Origin of the sequence: Paraburkholderia phenazinium (genome assembly GCF_900141745.1) — a bacterium.
Classification (GTDB): domain Bacteria; phylum Pseudomonadota; class Gammaproteobacteria; order Burkholderiales; family Burkholderiaceae; genus Paraburkholderia; species Paraburkholderia phenazinium_B.
Window position 1 is genome coordinate 2,741,515 of the sequence record NZ_FSRM01000001.1, and the last position, 20,656, is coordinate 2,762,170.

Sequence of the window (20,656 nt, forward strand, 5' to 3'; positions counted from 1 at the left end):
AGAAACATATTCGATAAATAAACTTCACTCGTCTGTCACGAAGGCCTCGTAACCTGAACAGGAGATCGGGCGCGGCAGCCTTTCCACCCAGCGTCGAGCACGACAGCGCTCCCGGTCCTGACTGCGCCCCGTAATCCGCCGGCAAGCCACGCTGGCCCGGAGTGCCGGGTGCTGCCCGTCCCTACTACGTCGAGATACGTGATGAGCGAAATCGAACAGAACGACGACACCCCGACTCCGTCCACCCAGCACAACGACTCCCGCCGCAACTTTCTGCGCCGCTCGGTGAACACCGCTGGCGCACTGGCGGCCACCACGATCCTGCCGGCATCGATTCGCAAGGCGCTTGCGATTCCGGCCAACTATGGTTCCGGCACGATCGAGGACATCAAGCATGTGGTGATCCTGATGCAGGAGAACCGCTCCTTCGATCACTACTTCGGCACGCTCAAGGGCGTGCGCGGTTTTGGCGATCGCTTCCCGGTCACGCTGCCGAACGGCCAGACGGTGTGGCAAGAGGCGTCGTCAGCGCCTGGTGCAAGCACGACCACCGTCATCCCGCCGTTTCACCTCAACACGGCGACGATGAACGCGATGGGTGTCGCCGATTGTCCGCATGACTACGGCACCGGGCAGGCGGCGTGGAGCCAGGGGCAATTTGGCCATTGGCCGTACTGGAAGTCGCAGTACTCGATGGGCTACTACGAGCGCGCCGATATTCCGTTTCACTTTGCGTTGGCCGAAGCCTTCACGCTGTGCGACGCGTACCACTGCCAGTTGACTGCGCCGACTGATCCGAACCGCATCGCGTTTTTCTCTGGCTCGAACTTCAATCCGCAGCTTGGCAGCAGCGGCGTCAATTCGACCGATGCCAACGCCGAAGCGACCAACGTGCGCTGCTCGGTCGGCGGCACGATTTCGGCCACGACCCCGCCGTATCAGTACACCTATGGCGGCACGGCATTCACGTGGCCGACGCTGCCGGAACTGTTGCAGCAGGCCGGCGTGACGTGGAAGATCTACCAGGATCCGAACAACAACTGGGGTGGCCTGCTGCACGGCTGCCTCGCATTCGAAAGCTTCCGTACTGCACAGCCGGGCTCGACCATCTACAACAATGGCATGACCGGCAGCCCCGATTTTGTGACGTCGTTCGCGAACGACGTGAAGAGCGGCTCGCTGCCGCAGGTCTCGTGGATCCTGCCGACGCCGAACGTCTCCGAGCACCCGAGCTACTTCCCGAGCGACGGCGCGAATTTCATCTCGCAGGTGCTGGACGCGCTGACGGCCAATCCGGCCGTCTGGAGCCAGACCGCGTTCTTCATCACCTACGACGAGGAAGACGGCGTCTTCGATCACGCGCTGCGCCCCGCCGTGCCGTCTTACGACGCGAGCGGCAACGTCATGGGTGGCTCGACGCTGCCGCTAGCCGGTGAGTATTTTGCAACGACGCCCGCGCTGTATTCGACCTATCTGGAATCCGCCGACACGATCAGCGGTTCGGTGCGCCCGTGGGGCCTCGGTGGACGCGTACCGATGTTCGTCATCTCCCCGTGGAGCGCCGGCGGCTGGGTCAATTCGCAAGTGTTCTCGCACACGTCGATGGCGATGTTCCTGGAGAAGCGCTTCGGTATTACGGTATCGAGCGTGAGCCCGTGGAACCGCGCGATCACAGGCGATCTGACCGGCTGCTTCGACTTCCGGCGTCCGGACGCGAATGCTTCTACCTATTCGCGGCTGCCGAGCACCGCCAACACCGCGGCCTTCGACGCTGCGCAGCAGGCGCTGCCGGCGGTCACGCCGCCGAGCTCGCCCGAGCCGCTGTTCCAGGAACCGGGATTCCGGCCGTCGCGTGCGCTGCCCTATGAGTTGCACACCAACGCGCGCGTGTCGCCGAACGGCACGATCGAGCTGTTGTTCAGCAATACCGGCAGGCAGGGCGCGGTATTCCATGTCTATGACCAGAACAATCTCAGTACGATCCCGCGGCGCTATACCGTCGAAGCCGGCAAGCAGTTGCACGACAGCGCATGGACCGCCAGCACGAGCGGCAACTACAACCTGTGGGTGTATGGGCCGAACGGCTTCGTGCGCCAGTTCAGCGGCAACGCACTCACGGGCGCACAGGTGGAGATCGAGGTTGGCTACGAGGCGCTGACCGGCGCGGTGTCGGCGACTTTTACCAACAACGGTTCGAAAGACGTGCAGGTGACGCTGGCGGCCAATGCCTATGCGAGCGCGTTCCTGCGTCCGCAGACGCTATTCGTGCCGCCCCGCCGGTCGACCGTGCAGCGGTGGGAAATGGCGGCACTCGGCGGCTGGTACGACTTCACGGCCACCGCGAGCGGTTTCACGCGGCGCTTCGCGGGCCGTGTCGAAACCGGCCGGCCGAGCATCAGCGATCCGGCGATGGGCAGCGGCCTCGCTCACCAGAGCGCCGCCGCAGGCACTAGCGATCCGGCGCTGGGTGCCACGTCCGATCGTGAACTAGCGTAGCCGTAGTAAAGACGAAGGCCACCGGTGTGCTGTGAGGCATACTGGTGGCCAGCTTTTTACGCTGGATTGCCCTGCGTTCAACTGGGTCGGCGAGGCGCTGTTCGAGGTTTGTTTTTGCCTTGAGCTGCGGCTCGCTTTCTGGCTACGCGCGCGCTCGGCCACGCCAGCATGGCGAGGTCGATCATACGGTCCAGGGTGTCTGCATTTGCGCCCGCCTGAGGCAGGTTAAGCACTGCCTGGGAAACACCGAGAAAGTGCCACGCCAGGGCATCGACATCCGCGTCGGCTTGCAATTCGCCATTCGCGATCGCTTCGCGCAACAGATTCGCCAGCATCTCGCGCTGCGCGTTCATCCCGACGACGGCTGCCTGTTGCCCTGCTTCGGACAGGTCGACGAGTTCGGCACAACTCCTCGCCAGCAGGCAGCCCGGAGGGCGTTGCCGGACGCCGGGCAGAAGTCCACGCAGCAATGCTTCGAGGCGAGCGCGTCCTGTGCTGCCCTCGGTCGAATTCATCCTCCTTAGCACCCGGTCCGTGTAGGTCGCAAGCACCACCTGGAACAGGCCGTCCTTGTCCTGGAAGCGTTGATAAAGGCTCGATCGGGACAGACCCGTGGCTTCCGAAAGATCATTGATCGACGCAGCCGCATAGCCGTGGCGCCAGAAAACTTCCAGTGCCGCGTCGATGACTGCGGCTTCGTCATATTGCGGTTTTCCGCTCACTCGGTCCTCGTTGACAAAACAGGTTGACAATCAGGAACGATCATTCCATCATAGGAACGATCGTTCCAGGATATTTGGATCGTTCGTTCCATGATACCTCCAAAAGGCACCGATATGTCCAGTCATCCAGTCCCGAATACACAGAAGCCGCGGATCGCCATTGCCGGGGCCACAGGTCGCGTTGGTTTGGCGTTGAGCACGTTGCTCGCCGCCGATCCGGTTGAACTCGTGGCGCTCACGCGCCAGCCCGATAGCGCACGATTGCCTGCCGGTGCGACGGCGGTTGGTGTCGACTTTGAACGCCCGGACACCCTGCGGGAAGCGTTGCGTGGTGTCGACCGGTTGTTCATCTCGCAAGGCACCTCGGGCCGGCAGGTCGACAACGAGATTGCATTGATCGATGCCGCCGTTGCCGCGGGTGTCCGGCATATCGTCAAGCTGTCCGCCCTTGGGCCCGCCAGCCGACTGATCCCGTTTGCCTGGCACATGCAGATCGAGGCGCACCTGGCGCATCAACCGGTAGCGTCTACTGTTTTGCGCCCCAGTGCTTTTGCTTATCTTCTCAAGTATGCGGGCGCGGGTGTGGCCGCCGGTTCGTGGGGCGGCGCGGCAAAGGAAGGGCGTGCGAATTTCATCGATACGCGCGACATAGCCGACGTCGCGCGCGTTGCCCTGCTGGAAGATATCGAACCCGAATCGCAGCGCGCGTACCACCTGACCGGTCCTCGGGCATGGACCATGGCGCAGGTTGCCGAGGAACTGTCGCGCCTGCTCGATAGATCGGTTACCTACATTAATCGCACTCCTGCACAACAACGAGAGGTCTTGCTCGCAGCGGGGCATCCTCCTTTTGCGGTCGATCTGCTGCTGGGCCTTGATCAGATGTTCCGCGAGTCTGTGCTGGGAGAGACGACGTCGACGGTCGAGGAACTCACGGGAAAAGCGCCGCGATCGTTGACGGAGTGGTTGAAGGACAACATCGCTGTCTTTCAGCCTTGAGCTTTCGAGGCCAGCCGGAAAGGGTCGACAACCCACATTTCGCCGGCCCGGAGATGGTTTTCTGATGAAGCAAGCCACCCCGTCAGCGGCGTGAGGCTTATCCCCGGAGAGACGGATCCGCCGTAGGACTCCGAAACGAACTGTGCACCGTCCTCCGGGCTGCACACCACCTGAACGATGTGGGTGATTCCGCGTGAGCGGGGATGGTTGTTTGCCCACTCGGGCTCACCCATTTTCAGCCCAATCGTGGCGTATCGAGGGAAGGTGTCGGCTGTGATCTTGCGTGCCTCAAGAATGAACCCCGTGCGTGTCCCAATCTCCTCGATGATCCGATCCGACCAGGCATGCAACGCCAGCATGTCGTCCGCGCTGAACACTGCCCGGGCCGCCGCTTCGTTTTCCGCCTGCATGGCCTGCGTCAGGAGCAGGGTGGTCCATCCGGAGCAGTCAATGACCGGCGGACTCAGCGATAGCCCTTCGGATTTCACACCGCGCCGATATCCCACCCGACCTGTGTAGCGCTGCACTAGTCGCCACATGGTTTGCTCAGCCGCCTTGAATGCTATGGGTGAATTCATGGTATCTCTTCAGGATGAGAAGGCCGCGGCGAAAGCTCTCAACGTTCGCTGTTCTCCAGCGAGGTGAGAATCCGGTATGCGGCGGTGACTCGTTCATCAATCGGGAAGTTCTTGTTGGCGAGAATCACGATCCCCAGTCGCTTCTGCGGAATGAAGGCAATGTAGGCTCCAAAGCCGTTCGTCGAGCCGGTTTTGTTGATCCAGACATTGTTTTGTGGTTCTTGCGGTGGCTTTATTTCGGTAACCGGCGTTGCGTTAAAGATCATCGCCGGCGAATTGCCGGACAGAAGCGACTCGAGCGTGACCGGGTACGGATACTGTTCCCAGATCAGGTCCTGTGTCATGGGCCCTGCCTTGAAGTAGCCAATGTGCGTATTGGCAATCGCGTGTTGCAGTTTTTCGTTCACACGAATCAGATTCATGTTGGCTTCGACAAAGCGATTCATGTCCGCGGCGGTCGTCTTGATACCGTATGCCTCAGAAGACAGCACGCCTGGCGCCATCCTGATCGGTGCGCCATCTTTTGCGTAGCCCTGCGCGTAGTCGGGCATTTTCGCCGCAGGTACCTTGATGTAGGTGTCTTTCATGCCGAGCGCGGGAAACAGCTGACCTTGCATCAGCCCGTCAAAATCTTGCCCCATGCTTTTTGCCGCGATCAAACCGAGTGTTCCGATGCTGGGATTGGCGTAAGTCCGATGGGTACCAGGCGCGTAGGCCGGTTGCCACGCCTTGAAATACTGCATCAACTGTTCATTGTTGCTGATGTTGTCGGGCACCTGCAAGGGGAGGCCGCCGGGAGTGTGCGTGCCCAGATTGAGGAGCGTCACGTTGCCGAAGGGGCTGTTCTGCAGCGACGGCAGGAACCTGCTCGTCGGGTCAGACAGAGACAGATAGCCGCGAACCTGCGCGTACGACGCTAATGTCGCCGTCAACGTCTTGCTGACCGAACCGAGCTCGAACAAGGTTTCGTTCGTCACCGGTTTTCCTGTCTCCGTCGAGGCCACGCCATAGTTGAACACGTAGTGCTCATCGCCATCGACGATGCCGACCGCCATGCCGCGAATGCCGTTGTGCGCGATGACGGGTGCCATGGCGTGGTCGACCGCGGTTTTTATTCTGTCTTTCTGATCGTCCGCTGCGTGGCTGGCGGTCGCGATCGTGCATGCAATAGCGGTGATCGTCATGAGGCTTACGGCTCGTCGATTCATTTGCCTGGTCCTTGAGTGGGGCGTGTTTTGACGACGGAGTATGACGCCTCTGCCGTTCATCGACTATCGAGCAAATCTTGCCTTAGGAAATAGAAAAACTTTCGGATGGGATGGTTAGCGTCCCCAACCATCCTCGGAAGAGGATGAGCGGATACGCCATCGCCCGAAAGTCTTGTTAATCTTCCGTAAGCAGACCGTATGCATGATTTTTGATCGGTACCTTGCATAAACAAATAGAGGCTGATACTGTCACGCCCAGTTGCAACAGGCGTTTCGGCCCGGCTCATGTATTATGCATAGCAAGGTTCCTTGTTATGCATTATTCCTCCGGACATAGATGAAAACGCAATTGAAGAAAGGGGCGCTCGATATGTGCGTGCTGGCTGTTCTGGCCCGCGGGGATAGTTACGCCTATGAACTGGCATCGACACTCTCGCTTGCGATGGAGGTGGGCGAGGGCACGATCTATCCGTTGATGCGGCGTCTGCAGGCCGAGGCGTGGGTGTCGACCTATACGGTCGAATCGGCCTCGGGACCGCCGCGCAAGTATTACTCGCTGACCGGCATCGGCCGTCGCCGGTTACTCGAAATGCGGGCGGAATGGCGCAGTTTTGTCGACGAGGTTCACGGCGTCCTGGGGCAGTAAGGCGGCGCGGTAGCGGAGAACGGTTAAAGGATCCTGGGTATCGGGATCCGGTCGTTTTTCATTCAGTCAAAAGAAAGTAAAAGCGAGCAGGTGATATGGTTCTTTTCGCGTGTTCTGACAAGTACGGGCGAGTTTCGCTGCGCCCAGCTTCATGCCTCGCTGCGATGCTGCTCCTGTTGGCGCTCGGTGGCTGCGGCAAACATCTGGCCGGCGGCGCGGGCGACGCCGCATCTGCAACCGAAGTCGGCGTTCTGGTCATGACGCCGCAAAAAATCGTCGAGCGGACCGAGTTGTCAGGACGCCTGTCTGCCCTCAATGTGGCCGACGTGCGTCCGCAGATTTCCGGCATCGTGCAAAAGCGTCTGTTTACCGAAGGCGCTGAGGTAACGGCTGGCCAGCCGCTCTATCAGATCGATCCGGCGATGTATCAGGCCACCTATGATCAGGCCCGGGGTGTACTCGCGAAGGCCGAAGCCACGTTGTCGGACGCGAAGGCGAAGTCGAGTCGCTTTGCGGAACTGGTCAAGATTAACGGCGTCAGCAAGCAGGATTACGACGACGCCATCGCCGTCGTCAACGAAGATCAGGCTGACGTGCTTGCTGATCGAGCCTCGCTCGAATCCGCGCGCATCAATCTCGGCTATACGCGCATCACGAGTCCGATCTCGGGACAGATCGGCGTGTCCAGCGTGACCGCCGGCGCCCTCGTCACCGCGGAGCAAACTACGGCGCTCGCCACGGTCCAGACCATCGACCGTATGTATCTCGACGTGACCCGTCCGAGCGTCGACTGGTTAAGACTCCGAAAGGAGTTCAACGCTGGCCGTCTGAAGCAGGCGGGTAACCAGGGCGCAACTGTGCACATCGTCATGGAGGACGGTTCCGACTATCCGCAGCCGGGGACGCTGGCCTTCTCGGACATCACCGTCGATCAGACTACCGGATCGGTCATTCTGCGTGTGGTCGTGCCCAATCCGGAGCACGAACTGTTGCCCGGCATGTTCGTGCGGGCCGAGCTGGAAGAGGGCGTCGATGAGCAGGCGATGCTGGTTCCGCAACTGGCCGTCACGCGGACCGCGGACGGCCGGGCGACGGTCTGGGTGGCCGGTCACGATGGCAAGGCCTATGAGGCGCCCGTCAAGGCCGATACGGCCTACGGCGACCGGTGGATCGTTTCGCAGGGCCTGAAGGCCGGCGATCGGGTGGTGATTAGCGGAGCCAACCAGCTTCAGGATGGCGCGCCGGTCAAGGTGACCGACACCCAGGCTTCCAACGCTCCCGCGGCTAGCAGTGCAGCCGTACACAGTTAAGCGGGGACGAAATGGCACGTTTTTTCATCGATAGGCCGGTACTGGCCTGGGTCATCGCGCTCGTCATCATGATCGCTGGCGTGCTGGCGCTGCGCACGATGCCGATCGAACAATATCCGTCGGTCGCGCCTCCCGTGATCCAGATCGTGGCGACCTATCCGGGCGCCTCGGCCGATACGGTGGCCGCCAACGTCACGCAGGTGATCGAGCAGAGTCTGAGCGGCATCGACCATCTGCTCTATATGTCGTCCACCAGCAGCAATGCGGGCCAGGCCACGATCTCACTGACGCTCGATCCAGGGGCCAACCCCGACATCGCGCAGATGCAGGTGCAAAACAAGGTGAGCCAGGTGTCCGCGTTGTTGCCGCTGGTGGTCGAGCAGCAGGGCATCAACATTTCCAAGGCAAGCAGCAGTTTCCTGATGGTGGTGTCGCTGTCTTCGCGAAGTGGACGGCTAAACTCGATCGAACTCGGCAATCTGCTGGCGAGTCAGTTGCAGGACCCTATCACCGAAATCAACGGCGTCGGCGGTGTGAACCTGTTCTCCCCGCAGCACGCGATGCGCATCTGGCTGAACCCGATCAAGCTGCATAGCTTCGGTTTGACGGCGAGCGATGTGACGACCGCGATCGCCAACCAGAACGTCGAGACCTCGGTTGGCGAACTGGGCGGGACGCCGGCGACCGCGTCCCAGGCGATCAACGCGACGATCACCGCATCGAGCCTGATGCGCACTGCTGACCAGTTCGGCGACATCCTGCTGCGCGTCAATAGCAGCGGCGCCAAGGTGCGGTTGAAGGACGTTGCCCGCGTCGAGGTTGGCGGCGACACCTACGACATCGTGTCCCGCATGGGCGGCAGGCCGGCCGCAGCGCTTGCCATCGAGCTGGCCACAGGCGCCAACGCGATGGCGGTGGCGGCGGCCGTGCGCGCACGCGTGGACGAGCTGAAACCGCAACTACCCGCGGACGTCGACGTCGACTACCCGTTCGACACGACACCGTTCGTGAAGATCTCGATTGTGGACGTCATGAAGACCCTGATCGAATCGGTGGTCCTCGTGTTTCTCGTCATGCTGGTTTTCCTGCGCAGTGTGCGCACCACGCTGATTCCGGCCGTAGTGATTCCGATTGCGCTGCTTGGTACCTGTATCGTGCTTTGGGTCGCGGGCATGTCGCTCAACGTGCTCTCGATGTTCGCCGTGGTGCTGGCGATCGGCTTGCTGGTCGACGACGCCATCGTGGTGGTCGAGAACGTCGACCGGATGATGCGCGAAGAAGGTCTGGGGCCGCGCGAAGCGACACGCAAGGCCATGAAGCAGATCACCGGTGCACTGATTGGGATCACGACCGTGCTGACCGCGGTGTTCATTCCGATGGCCTTTTTCTCCGGGGCGACCGGAGGCATTTACCGTCAGTTCTCCGTCACGATCGTGGCGGCGATGGTGCTTTCGTTGCTGTTGGCGCTCACCTTGACGCCCGCCTTATGCGCCACGCTGCTCAAGCCGGTCAGCGCCGGCGATGCCGCTCACAGCGGGCGGATTGCCCGCTTTATCGAGCATGGCATTGAACGTTACCGCGGCTGGCTGGCTGCTTTTCTCGCGCGTCCGCTGCGCTTCCTGTTTCTTTTCGTCGTGATCGTCGCGGCACTCGCCTGGCTCATGAGCGGGCTGCCCACATCCTATCTGCCCGACGAGGATCAAGGGGTCGTGGTGGTGCTGGTGTCGACGCCGGTCGGCACGCCGCTGTCCGTGACGGACCGCACGGTCAGGCTCGCTGAGGACTACTTTCTGCATCATGAACCAGGCACCGACAAGGTACTGGCGATCGATGGATTCAGCTTCAATGGACAAGGCCAGAACAATGCGATCCTGTTTGTCAGCCTGAAGGACTGGAGTCAGCGTGACGGCACCGATCAGCAGGCGCATGCAATCCTGAACCGCGCGAATGCCCATTTCGCCTCTTTGCGCGACGCACAGGTATTTGCTGTGAACCTGCCGGCGATTCCTAGCCTCGGCAACCAGAGCGGCCTCGATTTCGAGGTCGAGGATCGGGCGGGGCTGGGACACGAGCGGCTGCTTCAGGCTCGCAACATGTTGATGGGTCTCGCCGCAAAAAATTCCGCACTGGCGATGACGCATCCGGCCGGACTGGATGACACGCCGCAGTTCCATGTCGATATCGATCGTGAGAAGGCCAGCGCGCTTGGTCTGTCGATCGCCGACATCAACAACACGCTCGAAATCGCCTTCGGTTCGTCCTACGTGAACAACTACATCGACACGGGGCGAATCCAGCGCGTGTTCGTGCAGGCTGATGCGCCGTACCGGATGATGCCGGACGATATCGGGCAATGGTATGTGCGTACCGCCGCGGCGGACGGAGCTGTTTTGGTCTCCGGTTCCGGACCGAGCAATTTCGATGGCCAGATGGTGCCGTTTTCTGCCTTCTCGACCACCCGCTGGACTTTCGGGTCGCCGCAGATCGAGCGCTACAACCATATGCTGGCGATGGAAATGACCGCGCAGACAGGGCCGGGCGCAAGTACCGGCGACGCGATGAAGGCGATCGGGAAAATCGCCGCGCAACTACCCAAGGGGTTTTCCGTGGAATGGACCGGCCAATCCTATCAGGAGGTCCTGTCCAACTCGCAGTCGCTGTATCTCTACGGCATTTCGATCGTGATCGTGTTCCTGTGTCTGGCCGGCCTGTATGAAAGCTGGGGCATGCCATTCGCGGTCCTGCTGGTGGTGCCGCTCGGCGCATTGGGCGCAGTGCTTGCCGTGACGCTGCGGGGCATGCCCAACGATATTTACTTCAAGGTAGGACTGCTCACGACGATCGGCCTCGCCACCAAGAATGCAATTCTGATCATCGAATTCGCCAAGGAGCTGCACGAACAGGGCCGCGATCTGATGGATGCGGCACTCGAAGCGGCGCGCTTGCGGGTCAAGCCGATCCTGATGACCTCGATTGCATTCGTGTTCGGTGTATTGCCGCTGGTTTTCAGCGGTGGCGCCGGCGCCGAGAGCCGGCGTGCGATCGGCACGGCAGTGACGGGCGGCATGCTTGGCGCGACGCTGCTGGCAGTCTTTTACGTGCCGCTCTTCTTTATTCTGGTGCGCAAGGTATTCAAGGAGCGCAAGTTGCATCCCGACACGACGAACCCGGCGGAGACCGAGCAATGAAGCGGCATATTCTTGGCAGCGTGTTATGCGTCATCAGCCTGTGCTCCTGCACCCTGGAGCCTGACTACCTGCGCCCGCCTTCGCCAGTGGCGGCGGCCTGGACGGATGCGGCGGGCGTGGCGGCCAGTGCGTCAGCCTCCGGGGCCGGCGTGGCTGCGCAATCCCCTGCGCCTCTCGCAGCAGACGTGGATTGGCACACCTTCTTCCAGGATCCCGCGCTGCAGAATCTGATCGCGCTGGCGCTTGAAAACAATCGCGACATGCGGGTGGCTGCGCTGAAGGTGGCCCAATACGAGGCACAATACCGCATCGCTCGTTCGGCACTCCTGCCGACAATCGATGCAACAGGAGCGGTGGACAACTATCGCGAGATCGGCGTTACCACGAAAGAAAGCAGCGTGACGCTTGGCGAGACTTCCTGGGAGGTCGATTTTTTCGGGCGTCTACGCAGCCTCAAGCATCAGGCGCTCGAGCAATATCTGGCGACTGACGCCTCGCAGACCAGCACGCGCATCAGCCTGATTGCGACCGTCGCAACCGATTATTTTCAGTGGCTGACCGATCAATCGCTGCTCGAGGTGGCGACAGCAACAGCCGAAGCCGACCGGCAAACCTATCAGGTGAATCTGCAAAGCGAGCGGATCGGTACGGCCTCAATGCAGGATGTGCGGCAGGCTGAGTCCGAGTATGCAAGCGTGCGTTCGAGCCTGATCGCCGACCAGCGTGCGGTGGCGCAGGACTTCAACAATCTGGTGGCGGTGATCGGCTGCCCGATTCCCGACGGACTGCTTCACAGCGAAGCGCTGGAAGCCTCGCAGTTGCCGCCTATGAGTGCCGGTGTGCCGTCCGACCTGCTGACCCGGCGCCCCGACATCGTCGAAGCGGAACATACGCTGAAGGCTGCTAACGCGAACGTAGGCGCGGCCCGCGCGGCTTTCTTTCCATCTATCCAGCTGACGACGGCGGCGGGGACGTCCAGCACCGCGCTGTCGGGCCTGTTCAAGGCAGCGACCGGCGCATGGACCTTCGCACCTACGGTGACGCTGCCCATCTTCGATTACGGGAACAATCGGGCCACGCTCGACGCGGCGAAGATAGAGACGCAGATCGAAGTCGCCAATTACGAAAAGGCGATTCAGACTGCCTTCAAGGAAGTGGCGAACGCGCTGGCCGGGCGCGCCACCTACGTGGACCAGGTGGCGGCGGATCGCGAGTACGTGGCGGCTTCGACGCACTACGACGATCTGGCGCAAGCCCGTTATCGCACGGGGACCGATAGTTTTCTGGTCCTGCTGGATGCCGAACGCACGTTGTATACGGCAAGGCAGCAACTGGTCAACGACCGCTTTGCAGAACTGAGCAATCTGATCACACTATACAAGGCCCTGGGTGGAGGCTGGAAGGCGTAGATACAGTTTCGGGACCAACCGCGCAAACGCGGGACGAGTGATGCTACGCGAGCGACGCGCTGTTCACCGCAGGCTCCGCTCCTAGCCTGAAGATCGACACGACCTCGCGCAGCGTGCTGGATTGTGCCGACACCGACTGCGCGGCGGCCGAGGCTTCTTCAACCAGCGCAGCGTTCTGCTGCGTCACCTGGTCCATCTGAGCCACGGCGATATTGACCTGTTCGATACCGGCATCCTGCTCTAGCGATGCCGCCGTAATCTCTCCCATCAGGTCGGAGACACGCTTGACCGCCCGGACGACTTCGTCCATGGTCGCGCCAGCTTCGTTGACGAGATTCGAACCGGCCTTCACACGCTCGACCGAGTGTGTAATGAGCTCCTTGATCTCCTTGGCAGCGTGGGCACTTCGTTGTGCGAGGGTCCGCACTTCTGCAGCGACGACAGCAAAACCGCGCCCCTGGTCCCCCGCACGCGCCGCCTCGACCGATGCGTTGAGCGCGAGGATGTTGGTCTGAAAGGCGATACCCTCGATCACCGCGATGATATCGGTCACCCTGGCCGAGCTTTCCGATATCGTCTGCATGGTGCCGATTACTCGGCCCATGACGTCGCCACCACGCTGCGCGATATCGGACGCGTTTGCCGCGAGTGCGTTGCCTTGCCGGGCGCTTTCGGTGTTTTGCCGGACGGTGGAAGCCAGTTCCTCCATGCTTGCTGCGGTTTCCTCGAGCGACGCAGCCTGTTCTTCGGTCCGCTGGCTCAGATCGGCATTGCCCGCTGCGATTTGCGCAGCGCCCGTCGCGATGCTGTCACTGCCCGAACGCACCTGGCCTACCAGTTCGGCGAGTCTTTCGTTCATGTGTTTGAGCGCTCGCAGTAGCTGGCTCGTTTCGTCCTTGCCGCTCACTTCGATTTGCGAGGTGAGATCGCCTTGCGCGACCGTCTGGGCAATCTTCACGGACGAGCCAATGGGAACCGTAATGGAGCGGGTAATGACGAACGCAATCACGAGGCTCAACAGGATCGCTATTCCGGTCAGCGCGCCGGTAAACAGCGAGGCGTTATGGAAGGCGTCCGCAGCCTGCTCGCTGGAGTCGCTTGCGCCCTGACTGTTCAGGGCAATATCCTGCGCAATGAGTGCGGTGACCTTGCTGAATGCGCTCGAAGACTCGCCCCCGGCGAATGAGCGGGCGTCGCTGAAATGTTCATCTCCGCTGTCGGAGAACTCGTTTAACCGTTTGTCCAGCGCAAGGTAGGAGGTCCATGCTGCCTTGATCTGGTTCGAGAGTTGCAGTTCCTCGGCAGAGCCGACCACCGCCTCGTACTGGGGCCACACCTGCGAAAGTTCTTTCAGCGCGGCGTCGTGTTTCGACCGCTGCGACTGACGCTCGGCGGAACTGGTGGCGATCAGGTAACTCAGGGAAGCCTGGCGGACCTCGTCGGCGAGCGCCCGGATATCGCCCAGCCGCTGGACACTGGGAAGGAGATCGGTTGCGAGCTCCTGCGTGCCGTCGTAAATGCGGGAAGCCTGCGCGAGTCCAAGCGCGCCTACGAGGCATAGCAGGGCGAGCGTCGCGCCAAATCCGATTCCAAGGCGAACGCCGATCCTGAGGTGACCAATAGCCTTCACGATTTATCCTTTGCGTATGGGCTGCAACAGGCGTTGACTCCTTGTCCGGTCAGCGCGTGCAACCCGTATTGATCTCGAGACCCGCTTTCCTGTGGCGTGGCCTGCCCTTAGGCTTGCCCGGCTACCACCTTAAGTAGAACGGAGCAAATGCAGTACCGATGCCTGCGGTTAATACAACACCTAGTACGTACCAGATACCCCAGAACGGCACGGACATCTCCGAGGAATAAAGGCAATACACCAGCGAACCCTGCGCGCCGGCGAGCAGCCCAGCGCCGGCGCCCGCAAGCGCGAGGCGGGTCGGGGCCAGCCCCTTCATGGCGTGCATCGCGGCTGCAAGCGGAGGCAAGGAGAGCAGAACGATATTGGCCGTGGTGACTCGCCATGTTGTGCCCAGCATCAGTTCCAGCCGATAGCCGCGCGGAGTCGCGAGCAGCATGAACGAAGCAACGAGCAGCACAGCAACGAAGGGCAGCGCAACCGCGAACCACGCCAGCTTGACGGGTACGCCGGGGTGTCCAAGACGCCCGGCGAGTTTCAACGCGGTGATGAGTATCGCGACCGGAAACGCGAGTCTTATCCAGAACATCGTCGTCAACAGCAATTGCGGCATGTCGCTGCGGATGCCGTAAATGACCACTAGCAAAGCCGTGCTGCCGGCAAGACCCACGCTCAGCGACCGGTTGAGCCGTTTCGAAACGGCGTCCGGATCGATCGTCGTCAGACGCTCGGTCAGCCTGAGTATCAGATCTGAAGTTCTCATGGTGTCCAATGGAGAACAGCCTAACGATTCGATGAAAACTTCGGGTCAGGGCCTGAACGACCTGTCACCCAGCAGATAGTCGATGGATATGCGGCCCGGTCCCCAGGCGGCAATAGCCAGTGCCATGGCCACCCACGTGAGATGGATCGGCCAGCCTTCCGGGACGGTCAGTTCGATGATGCATGTCATCAGTATCAGGCCGGCGGCGGCGAACCGGGTTCCGAAGCCCAGCACGAGCAATACCGGGAACGTTACCTCGCCGCAGCCCGACAGGAACGCAAAAACCGCAGGGGCGGGAAACGGATAGGGGCCGCCAGGGAGATGCAACTGGAACTCCTGCGTGAACAGGTCGATTGCCGTGTCGTTCAGTTGCAGGAAGCCGTGCCACTTAAGGATGCCTGACTTCCAGAAAGGAACGGCGAGCGCAATCCGAAGCACGAACTGCACGAGCCACGGTTGCGCGAGATGTTGTATGAACCTCTTCGCCATGGCAATCGCGGATATCACCGCACCTGGAAATGGCGGTTTTGCCTGTTGGGTGTCGGACGTCATTTGGGTCAATCTCCAAGTTGAACGGCGGAAAATACGCCCGCCGAGATCATCCCTGCCAGGTTGGCATGGAGATCGAAGGAAGGGGCTTCTTCAAACGCAGACGCGACTGCTTCGCCGAGTGACTCGCCCGCGAGAAGGGCGATCAGGAACGCGGCACCTCCCGCCGGCAGGCGGGAAACGATGACGTCGTATCCCGGCCGCGTCACGAGCGCATCTTCAGGTTCGTTCGAATGCACCGCGGAAACAGGACCTTCAGTGCGATTCATCGCGAAGATGGTGACAGCGGGATAGACCGAACGCACGATCTGCGCCGCGGGATGCGGCCTGAAACGCAACCCGGCCAGCGCCGCGGGTTCGATATTGCCGAACGCCTCGGTGGCGAGTGCAGGCAGGTCGGCCGCGTGATAGGCATCCAGCCACGCGCGCTCGATGCGCGCCGTGTCTGCAAGCCACGGCATTTCGCGGGCGTATTCGTACGATTCGATGAACGCAGGAAAGTCGCGCCCATACTCGAACAGTAGCGGCGAAGCGGGAGGCGTCGCGCGGATATGGAAACGGGCCATGGCCCTGAAGAAGTCGACGCCGGTAATTCTCTGCACAGCGGGGTAGACGGCGGCCAGTGCATCGATAAGGCTGACCGTCACGTTGTTGCGATAGACGTTATAGCGCTTGACCACACGCTTCCCCGCTGCGGCGACCAGGTCTTCAGGCGCCGCGATCGCTGGGTCAATCAGTCCCGGTGCAAACGCTGCGGCGTACCGGAGCGAACGGTTTTCAGGCTGCATGGCTGAGCTCCTGCGCAGTAGCATGCGTAAGGGGAGGGCGGCCGCGCCCGTCGGGTCCGAGATGCGTCGTTCGGGTGAAATCGGTCATGGCCGCCTCCTGTCCTGTGCTGGCTTTTGCGGTCTGGAGGATCAGGACTTCAGCGGAGTCAGCGAGCCGTGGCCGCCACCGGGCACCTGGATATTCGTGCAGGTGCCGCCCTGAACGAACTTCCATGAGTTGCCCTGGAAATCCATCGCGGACGTACCCTGACAGGTGGTACCGGGACCGGCGGCGCAGTCGTTCTGACCTTTCAGGGCGACGCCGTAGCACTTTTCCTTGTGAGCGGCGACAGCGGCGCTAGCTTCCGCACTGGTGAGCGGTGCTGCATGGGCGGCCGAAGCGAGCAGGCTTGCGACGACGCCGGCGAGCAGGGTGGAGCTGACAGTGGCTTTGGCGGACATGGAAATTCTCCAGAAGTTGAAATAGAGGAGTACCCGTGCTGGATACGTCATCTAATTCGTGCGCTGGAGGTGTCCGGTTACAGGGAAAATTTATTTTTTTGCATTCGGCGCTACGGCGCGACGGTGCGACGAAAGCAGGCGGCCCGATCAACGAGCCGGCAGAGCATTCCCGGTGCCGTTAGAGAAGACGGAAGTGCACCTGTCGGTCAGCCTGTATCGCCGCCCGCGACCGGCAGCACCGTACCGGTGATATAGCTCGCCTCGTCCGAAGCGAGAAACAGAATGGGCGCGACCTGTTCGTCGATGCTGCCGTAGCGCTTCAAAAAGGTCGAGTCGGTAACCTGCTTCACCGCATCGCCCATCCAGACTTTTTCCTGCTCGCTGTCGCCGGCCAGATTGCGAGGAACGCGCCGGGGAGGCGCGTCGGTCCCGCCAGGCGCAGTAGCGACGACGCGGATGTTGTGCTCCGCGTATTCCATTGCCAGCGACTGCGTCATCGCGTTGACACCACCCTTGGCCGCCGAATACGGCACGCGGCGGATACCCCGCGTGGCGTTCGATGAAACATTGACAATGGTTCCGCTACCGCGCGTAAGCAGGTGAGGCAGCACAGCATGGCAGGCGTACAGCGTCGGCATGAGTGAGCGGCGAATTTCCGCGTCAATCTGTGCGGGTTCGAACTCGGCGAACGGACGCATGCGAATCGCACCACCGACACCGTTGACCAGAATATCGATGCCGCCAAACTGCCGCGCCGCAAAAGCCATCGCAGATGCGGCGCCCTCATACGTTTCGAGGTCGGCAACGAATCCCGCCGTGTCAGCGCCGTTCGCTTCGGCGGCCACTTCGCAGACGAAGTCGGCGCGGTCGACGAACAGCACCTTGCCGCCCTCGGCGGCCGCACGAAGTGCCACAGCGCGACCAATGCCCTGTGCTGCACCGGTGACCACCAGGACCTTGCCGGCAAATCGTTGCGTGCTCATGGGGTCCCCGATGCTGCGTTCGGCGTGAACTTCTCGTAGTAGAAGCTGTTGGGCTTCATGCCGTTGTCGTCGAAATACTTGCGGACTGCATCGACCATCGGCGGTGGCCCACACAGGTAGACGTCGACATCGCCATCGTTCAAGGCCTCTGCCGGGATGTGCTGCGTCACCCAGCCCTTGCGGGGATGGGCCGAGTCCGTGCTGGCCACGACGGTGCTGTAGGTGAAATTCGGCAACTTTTCCAGGTACGATTCAATGGCATCGACCTGCACCAGGTCGAGATCCCGCGTCGCGCCATAAATGAGGTGAACCTTCTGTTGCGTAGCGGCGCGCGCCAGCACTTCCAGCATCGACAGAAACGGCGCCAGGCCCGTACCGCCGGCGAGGAACAACAACGGGCGCTGCACGGCACGCAGATAGAAACTGCCAAGCGGCCCGGTCAGCTCCACCTTGTTGCCTGGCTGTGCCGATTCGAGCCAGGTGCTCATCACGCCATTGGGGATCTTTTTGATCAGAAAACTGATTCTTGATTCACCGGGCGCCGACGAAAAGGAATACGAACGATGGAGGCCGCTGCCGGGAACATCGATATTGACGTACTGGCCCGGCAGAAATGCCGGTGCCGTTGCCTCCACCTCGAGTTCGAGAACGACGGCAGCATCGTTGTGCTGCTCGACCTTCGATACCGTCGCGGCGAACCGGCTCTGCCCGGTCTTGCAGGCATGGGACGATGCTGGTACCGCAATCACGCAGTCGCCTTGCGGCACCATCTGGCAGGTGAGGACGAGACCGCTGTTCTTCTCGTCGTCGCTCAGGGCGTCCTCGATATAATCGTCGCCCAGATCGTATTGGCCGCTTTCGGCGCGGCACTTGCAGGTGCCGCACACGCCATCGGAGCAATCCATCGGCAGGTTGATCCTCGCGCGAAAGGCCGCATCGAGCACCTTTTCGCCGGCATTGCATTCCACGAAACGGGTCACGCCGTCCTCGAAATTCAGGGCAATGTTGTAGCTGGACATGTTGTCTCCTTCATTTCCCACCCCGTCCTGACATGCCATATCAAACGTGATAGATGTCGAGCACCTGGCGGATGTAGTCGTTTTTCAGCACGATTCTCTTGCTGGAAATCAGCAGGTCGTCATTGGCCTTTCGCAAGGTGATGAACATCGTGCCGAAAAAATGGTCGGTAGTTTTGTAGCGGTGATTGAGCGTGTTGAAGTTGTAGCGCACATCGACTTCATTGCCGCGTTCGGCCATCACTTCCACATTCGTCACGCTGTGGCTGGTGCGCGGTTCAGGCATCGATGCACCGCTGCGCTCGGTCTTGATGCGGAACACGCGGTCTTCAAGGCCACCCCGATCCGGGTAATACATCAGTGAGATCTGGCTCTCGTGGTCATCGGTAAGCTGGTCGTCGTCGTCCCATGCCGGCATCCAGTAGGAAACGTCCTCCGCGTAGCAGGCCAGCCACTCGTCCCACTGACGGTCATCGAGCAGACGCGCTTCACGGTACAGGGTGGCGCAGATTGTCTGGTAGTCGAAATTCATGTCAGCGCCTCCTCTTGCTCCTTCTTCAGTGCCTGGTTCATCGCTTGCACCCAGTATTCGTGCTGGCACACAAAGAGCCCCTCGTCCTCACTACGCTCGCCTGAAACAAGCGGCTTGAGACCCATGCTCCGGGCATTCTCGTCCGGGCCGTCGACCCACAACGGCGCGCCGCGCGAAAGGTCGTTCCACAACGCAGCGGTCCCGGCATAACCGGCCTGGCACGCGCGAAATTCTTCGAGGTCATCTGCGGTGCCCATTCCCGTGACGTTGAAGAAGTCCTCGTACTGACGGATCCGCGTAGCGCGTTCGGCAGCACTTTCACCCTTCGGCGCAAAACAGAAGATGGTGACTTCGGTCTTGTCCACGGCGAGCGGGCGCACTACGCGAATCTGTGTACTGAACTGGTCCATCAGAAACACGTTCGGATACAGGCACAGGTTCCGGGTCTGGCCGACGATGAATTTCGCCTTCGCTTCACCGATGCGCGCCGCGATTTCTTCGCGATGCTGGTAGACGGGGCGCACTTCGGGATTCATCGTGTTGGTCCACAGCAGGATGTGGCCGTGTTCGAACCCGTACACGCCCGCTACCGATTTGCTCCAGCCGTTCGCATCCACTGCCTTGGTTCCATCGACCTTGCGCCGGTCCATCGTCGCGGCGTAGTTCCAGTGCACCGTGCTGACGTGGTAGCCGTCACAGCCGTTCTCCATTTGCATCTTCCAGTTACCGTCGTAGATGTACGAGGAGTTGCCGCGCAGTACTTCGAGTCCGTCTGGCGCCTGGTCGACGATCTGGTCGATGATGATCCTGGCCTCTCCGAGGTAGTCCTCCAGCGGCAAAACGTCCGCGTTAAGGCTGCCGAAAAGGAAGCCGCGATAGTTCTGAAAACGAGTGACTTTTTTCAGGTCATGCGAGCCATTGGTATTGAATTGCACCGGATATTCGGTGGTCTTCGCATCCTTCACCTTCAGCAGCTTGCCTGTATTGGAGAAACTCCAGCCGTGGAACGGACAGGTGAAGCTGCCTTTATTGCCGTGCTTTCGTCTGCACAGCATCGCACCCTTGTGCGCGCAGGCGTTGATGACGGCGTGCAGTTCACCGCTCTTGTCGCGAGTGACAACCACGGGCTGACGGCCAATCCACGTGGTGTAGTAATCGTTGTGGTTGGGAATCTGGCTTTCGTGCGCCAGGTACACCCAATTGTTCTCGAAGATGTGTTTCATCTCGAGCTCGAACAGATCGGCGTTGGTGAAGATGTCGCGCCGGCAACGGAATACGCCACTTCCTTTGTCCTCCTGAACAGCGGTGTGCAGCAGCTCATCCAGCTGTCTGGCTTTGTCGATGATGGCTGACATGTGTGCTCCTCTATGCGTGCTCCAGGCGAAGGACAATCTGGTT

At 61.0% G+C, this 20,656-nt stretch carries 18 protein-coding genes; 6 read left to right on the forward strand and 12 right to left on the reverse strand.

What is annotated here, in order from left to right; translation table 11 throughout:
* Positions 1-201 precede the first annotated feature (201 nt).
* Complete coding sequence (locus BUS06_RS12435) at positions 202-2,496, forward strand: phosphocholine-specific phospholipase C (protein WP_074264524.1); 2,295 nt, start codon at positions 202-204, stop codon at positions 2,494-2,496.
* Positions 2,497-2,573: 77 nt separating this feature from the next.
* On the opposite strand, the gene BUS06_RS12440 is transcribed toward BUS06_RS12435, so the two are convergent.
* Positions 2,574-3,218: a TetR/AcrR family transcriptional regulator gene (locus BUS06_RS12440; RefSeq protein WP_074264525.1), complete on the reverse strand. Its 645-nt coding sequence runs from the start codon at positions 3,216-3,218 to the stop codon at positions 2,574-2,576.
* A gap of 114 nt (positions 3,219-3,332) precedes the next feature.
* Between BUS06_RS12440 and BUS06_RS12445 the strand changes: the two genes are divergently transcribed.
* Complete coding sequence (locus tag BUS06_RS12445; protein ID WP_074264526.1) at positions 3,333-4,217, forward strand: SDR family oxidoreductase; 885 nt, start codon at positions 3,333-3,335, stop codon at positions 4,215-4,217.
* On the opposite strand, the gene BUS06_RS12450 is transcribed toward BUS06_RS12445, so the two are convergent.
* Complete coding sequence (locus tag BUS06_RS12450; RefSeq protein WP_074264527.1) at positions 4,208-4,795, reverse strand: hypothetical protein; 588 nt, start codon at positions 4,793-4,795, stop codon at positions 4,208-4,210. The two genes, BUS06_RS12445 and BUS06_RS12450, sit on opposite strands and share 10 nt — an antisense overlap.
* Positions 4,796-4,833: 38 nt before the next feature.
* Positions 4,834-6,003 carry a class C beta-lactamase gene (gene ampC, locus BUS06_RS12455; RefSeq protein WP_074264528.1) on the reverse strand — a complete coding sequence of 390 codons (1,170 nt, stop codon included), beginning with the start codon at positions 6,001-6,003 and terminating at the stop codon, positions 4,834-4,836.
* Between the two features lie 337 nt (positions 6,004-6,340).
* Here ampC and BUS06_RS12460 point away from each other — a divergent pair, with 337 nt between their 5' ends.
* The 4 genes from BUS06_RS12460 (at position 6,341) to BUS06_RS12475 (ending at position 12,556) form a co-directional block, all read left to right on the forward strand.
* Entirely contained in the window at positions 6,341-6,649 is a 309-nt protein-coding gene (locus tag BUS06_RS12460; protein WP_074264529.1) for a PadR family transcriptional regulator, read from the forward strand.
* A 164-nt stretch (positions 6,650-6,813) separates the two neighbouring features.
* Positions 6,814-7,959, forward strand: a complete 1,146-nt coding sequence (locus BUS06_RS12465; RefSeq protein WP_254368835.1) for an efflux RND transporter periplasmic adaptor subunit — start codon at positions 6,814-6,816, stop codon at positions 7,957-7,959.
* Between the two features lie 11 nt (positions 7,960-7,970).
* Complete coding sequence (locus BUS06_RS12470) at positions 7,971-11,147, forward strand: efflux RND transporter permease subunit (RefSeq protein WP_074264531.1); 3,177 nt, start codon at positions 7,971-7,973, stop codon at positions 11,145-11,147.
* Positions 11,144-12,556: an efflux transporter outer membrane subunit gene (locus tag BUS06_RS12475; RefSeq protein WP_074264532.1), complete on the forward strand. Its 1,413-nt coding sequence runs from the start codon at positions 11,144-11,146 to the stop codon at positions 12,554-12,556. The genes BUS06_RS12470 and BUS06_RS12475 overlap by 4 nt, the downstream gene beginning before the upstream one ends.
* 43 nt (positions 12,557-12,599) lie before the next feature.
* Here BUS06_RS12475 and BUS06_RS12480 read toward each other — a convergent pair whose 3' ends face one another.
* From BUS06_RS12480 to BUS06_RS12520, 9 genes are all read right to left on the reverse strand, one after another.
* Positions 12,600-14,186 carry a methyl-accepting chemotaxis protein gene (locus BUS06_RS12480; protein ID WP_074264533.1) on the reverse strand — a complete coding sequence of 529 codons (1,587 nt, stop codon included), beginning with the start codon at positions 14,184-14,186 and terminating at the stop codon, positions 12,600-12,602.
* A 121-nt stretch (positions 14,187-14,307) separates the two neighbouring features.
* Positions 14,308-14,949: a DUF1109 domain-containing protein gene (locus tag BUS06_RS12485; RefSeq protein ID WP_074264534.1), complete on the reverse strand. Its 642-nt coding sequence runs from the start codon at positions 14,947-14,949 to the stop codon at positions 14,308-14,310.
* A gap of 45 nt (positions 14,950-14,994) precedes the next feature.
* On the reverse strand, positions 14,995-15,438 hold the full coding sequence (locus BUS06_RS12490; protein ID WP_429287161.1) for a DoxX family protein: 444 nt from the start codon (positions 15,436-15,438) through the stop codon (positions 14,995-14,997).
* A gap of 68 nt (positions 15,439-15,506) precedes the next feature.
* Positions 15,507-16,286, reverse strand: coding sequence for an HvfC/BufC N-terminal domain-containing protein (locus BUS06_RS12495; RefSeq protein ID WP_074264536.1), 780 nt, complete (start codon positions 16,284-16,286; stop codon positions 15,507-15,509).
* 129 nt (positions 16,287-16,415) lie between these two features.
* Complete coding sequence (locus BUS06_RS12500; protein WP_074264537.1) at positions 16,416-16,727, reverse strand: BufA1 family periplasmic bufferin-type metallophore; 312 nt, start codon at positions 16,725-16,727, stop codon at positions 16,416-16,418.
* A 206-nt stretch (positions 16,728-16,933) separates the two neighbouring features.
* On the reverse strand, positions 16,934-17,710 hold the full coding sequence (benD, locus tag BUS06_RS12505; RefSeq protein ID WP_074264538.1) for a benzoate diol dehydrogenase BenD: 777 nt from the start codon (positions 17,708-17,710) through the stop codon (positions 16,934-16,936).
* Positions 17,707-18,729 (reverse strand): benzoate 1,2-dioxygenase electron transfer component BenC, encoded by a 1,023-nt coding sequence (benC, locus tag BUS06_RS12510; protein WP_074264539.1) that lies wholly within the window; start codon positions 18,727-18,729, stop codon positions 17,707-17,709. Before benC ends, benD begins: the two co-directional genes overlap by 4 nt.
* A gap of 40 nt (positions 18,730-18,769) precedes the next feature.
* Positions 18,770-19,258: a benzoate 1,2-dioxygenase small subunit gene (benB, locus tag BUS06_RS12515; RefSeq protein WP_074264540.1), complete on the reverse strand. Its 489-nt coding sequence runs from the start codon at positions 19,256-19,258 to the stop codon at positions 18,770-18,772.
* Entirely contained in the window at positions 19,255-20,613 is a 1,359-nt protein-coding gene (locus tag BUS06_RS12520) for an SRPBCC family protein (protein ID WP_074264541.1), read from the reverse strand. The genes benB and BUS06_RS12520 overlap by 4 nt, the downstream gene beginning before the upstream one ends.
* Between the last annotated feature and the right edge of the window lie 43 nt (positions 20,614-20,656).

Excerpts from the sequence above, each read along its gene's own strand:
- benD (WP_074264538.1), bottom strand. The coding sequence starts at position 17,710 with ATGAGCACGCAACGATTTGCCGGCAAGGTCCTGGTGGTCACCGGTGCA.
- benB (WP_074264540.1), bottom strand. The coding sequence starts at position 19,258 with ATGAATTTCGACTACCAGACAATCTGCGCCACCCTGTACCGTGAAGCG.
- BUS06_RS12460 (WP_074264529.1), top strand. The coding sequence starts at position 6,341 with ATGAAAACGCAATTGAAGAAAGGGGCGCTCGATATGTGCGTGCTGGCT.
- BUS06_RS12490 (WP_429287161.1), bottom strand. The coding sequence starts at position 15,438 with ATGGCGAAGAGGTTCATACAACATCTCGCGCAACCGTGGCTCGTGCAG.
- BUS06_RS12500 (WP_074264537.1), bottom strand. The coding sequence starts at position 16,727 with ATGTCCGCCAAAGCCACTGTCAGCTCCACCCTGCTCGCCGGCGTCGTC.
- BUS06_RS12495 (WP_074264536.1), bottom strand. The coding sequence starts at position 16,286 with ATGCAGCCTGAAAACCGTTCGCTCCGGTACGCCGCAGCGTTTGCACCG.
- BUS06_RS12445 (WP_074264526.1), top strand. The coding sequence starts at position 3,333 with ATGTCCAGTCATCCAGTCCCGAATACACAGAAGCCGCGGATCGCCATT.
- BUS06_RS12520 (WP_074264541.1), bottom strand. The coding sequence starts at position 20,613 with ATGTCAGCCATCATCGACAAAGCCAGACAGCTGGATGAGCTGCTGCAC.
- BUS06_RS12470 (WP_074264531.1), top strand. The coding sequence starts at position 7,971 with ATGGCACGTTTTTTCATCGATAGGCCGGTACTGGCCTGGGTCATCGCG.
- BUS06_RS12435 (WP_074264524.1), top strand. The coding sequence starts at position 202 with ATGAGCGAAATCGAACAGAACGACGACACCCCGACTCCGTCCACCCAG.
- BUS06_RS12450 (WP_074264527.1), bottom strand. The coding sequence starts at position 4,795 with ATGAATTCACCCATAGCATTCAAGGCGGCTGAGCAAACCATGTGGCGA.
- BUS06_RS12475 (WP_074264532.1), top strand. The coding sequence starts at position 11,144 with ATGAAGCGGCATATTCTTGGCAGCGTGTTATGCGTCATCAGCCTGTGC.
- benC (WP_074264539.1), bottom strand. The coding sequence starts at position 18,729 with ATGTCCAGCTACAACATTGCCCTGAATTTCGAGGACGGCGTGACCCGT.
- BUS06_RS12465 (WP_254368835.1), top strand. The coding sequence starts at position 6,814 with ATGCTGCTCCTGTTGGCGCTCGGTGGCTGCGGCAAACATCTGGCCGGC.
- BUS06_RS12485 (WP_074264534.1), bottom strand. The coding sequence starts at position 14,949 with ATGAGAACTTCAGATCTGATACTCAGGCTGACCGAGCGTCTGACGACG.
- ampC (WP_074264528.1), bottom strand. The coding sequence starts at position 6,003 with ATGAATCGACGAGCCGTAAGCCTCATGACGATCACCGCTATTGCATGC.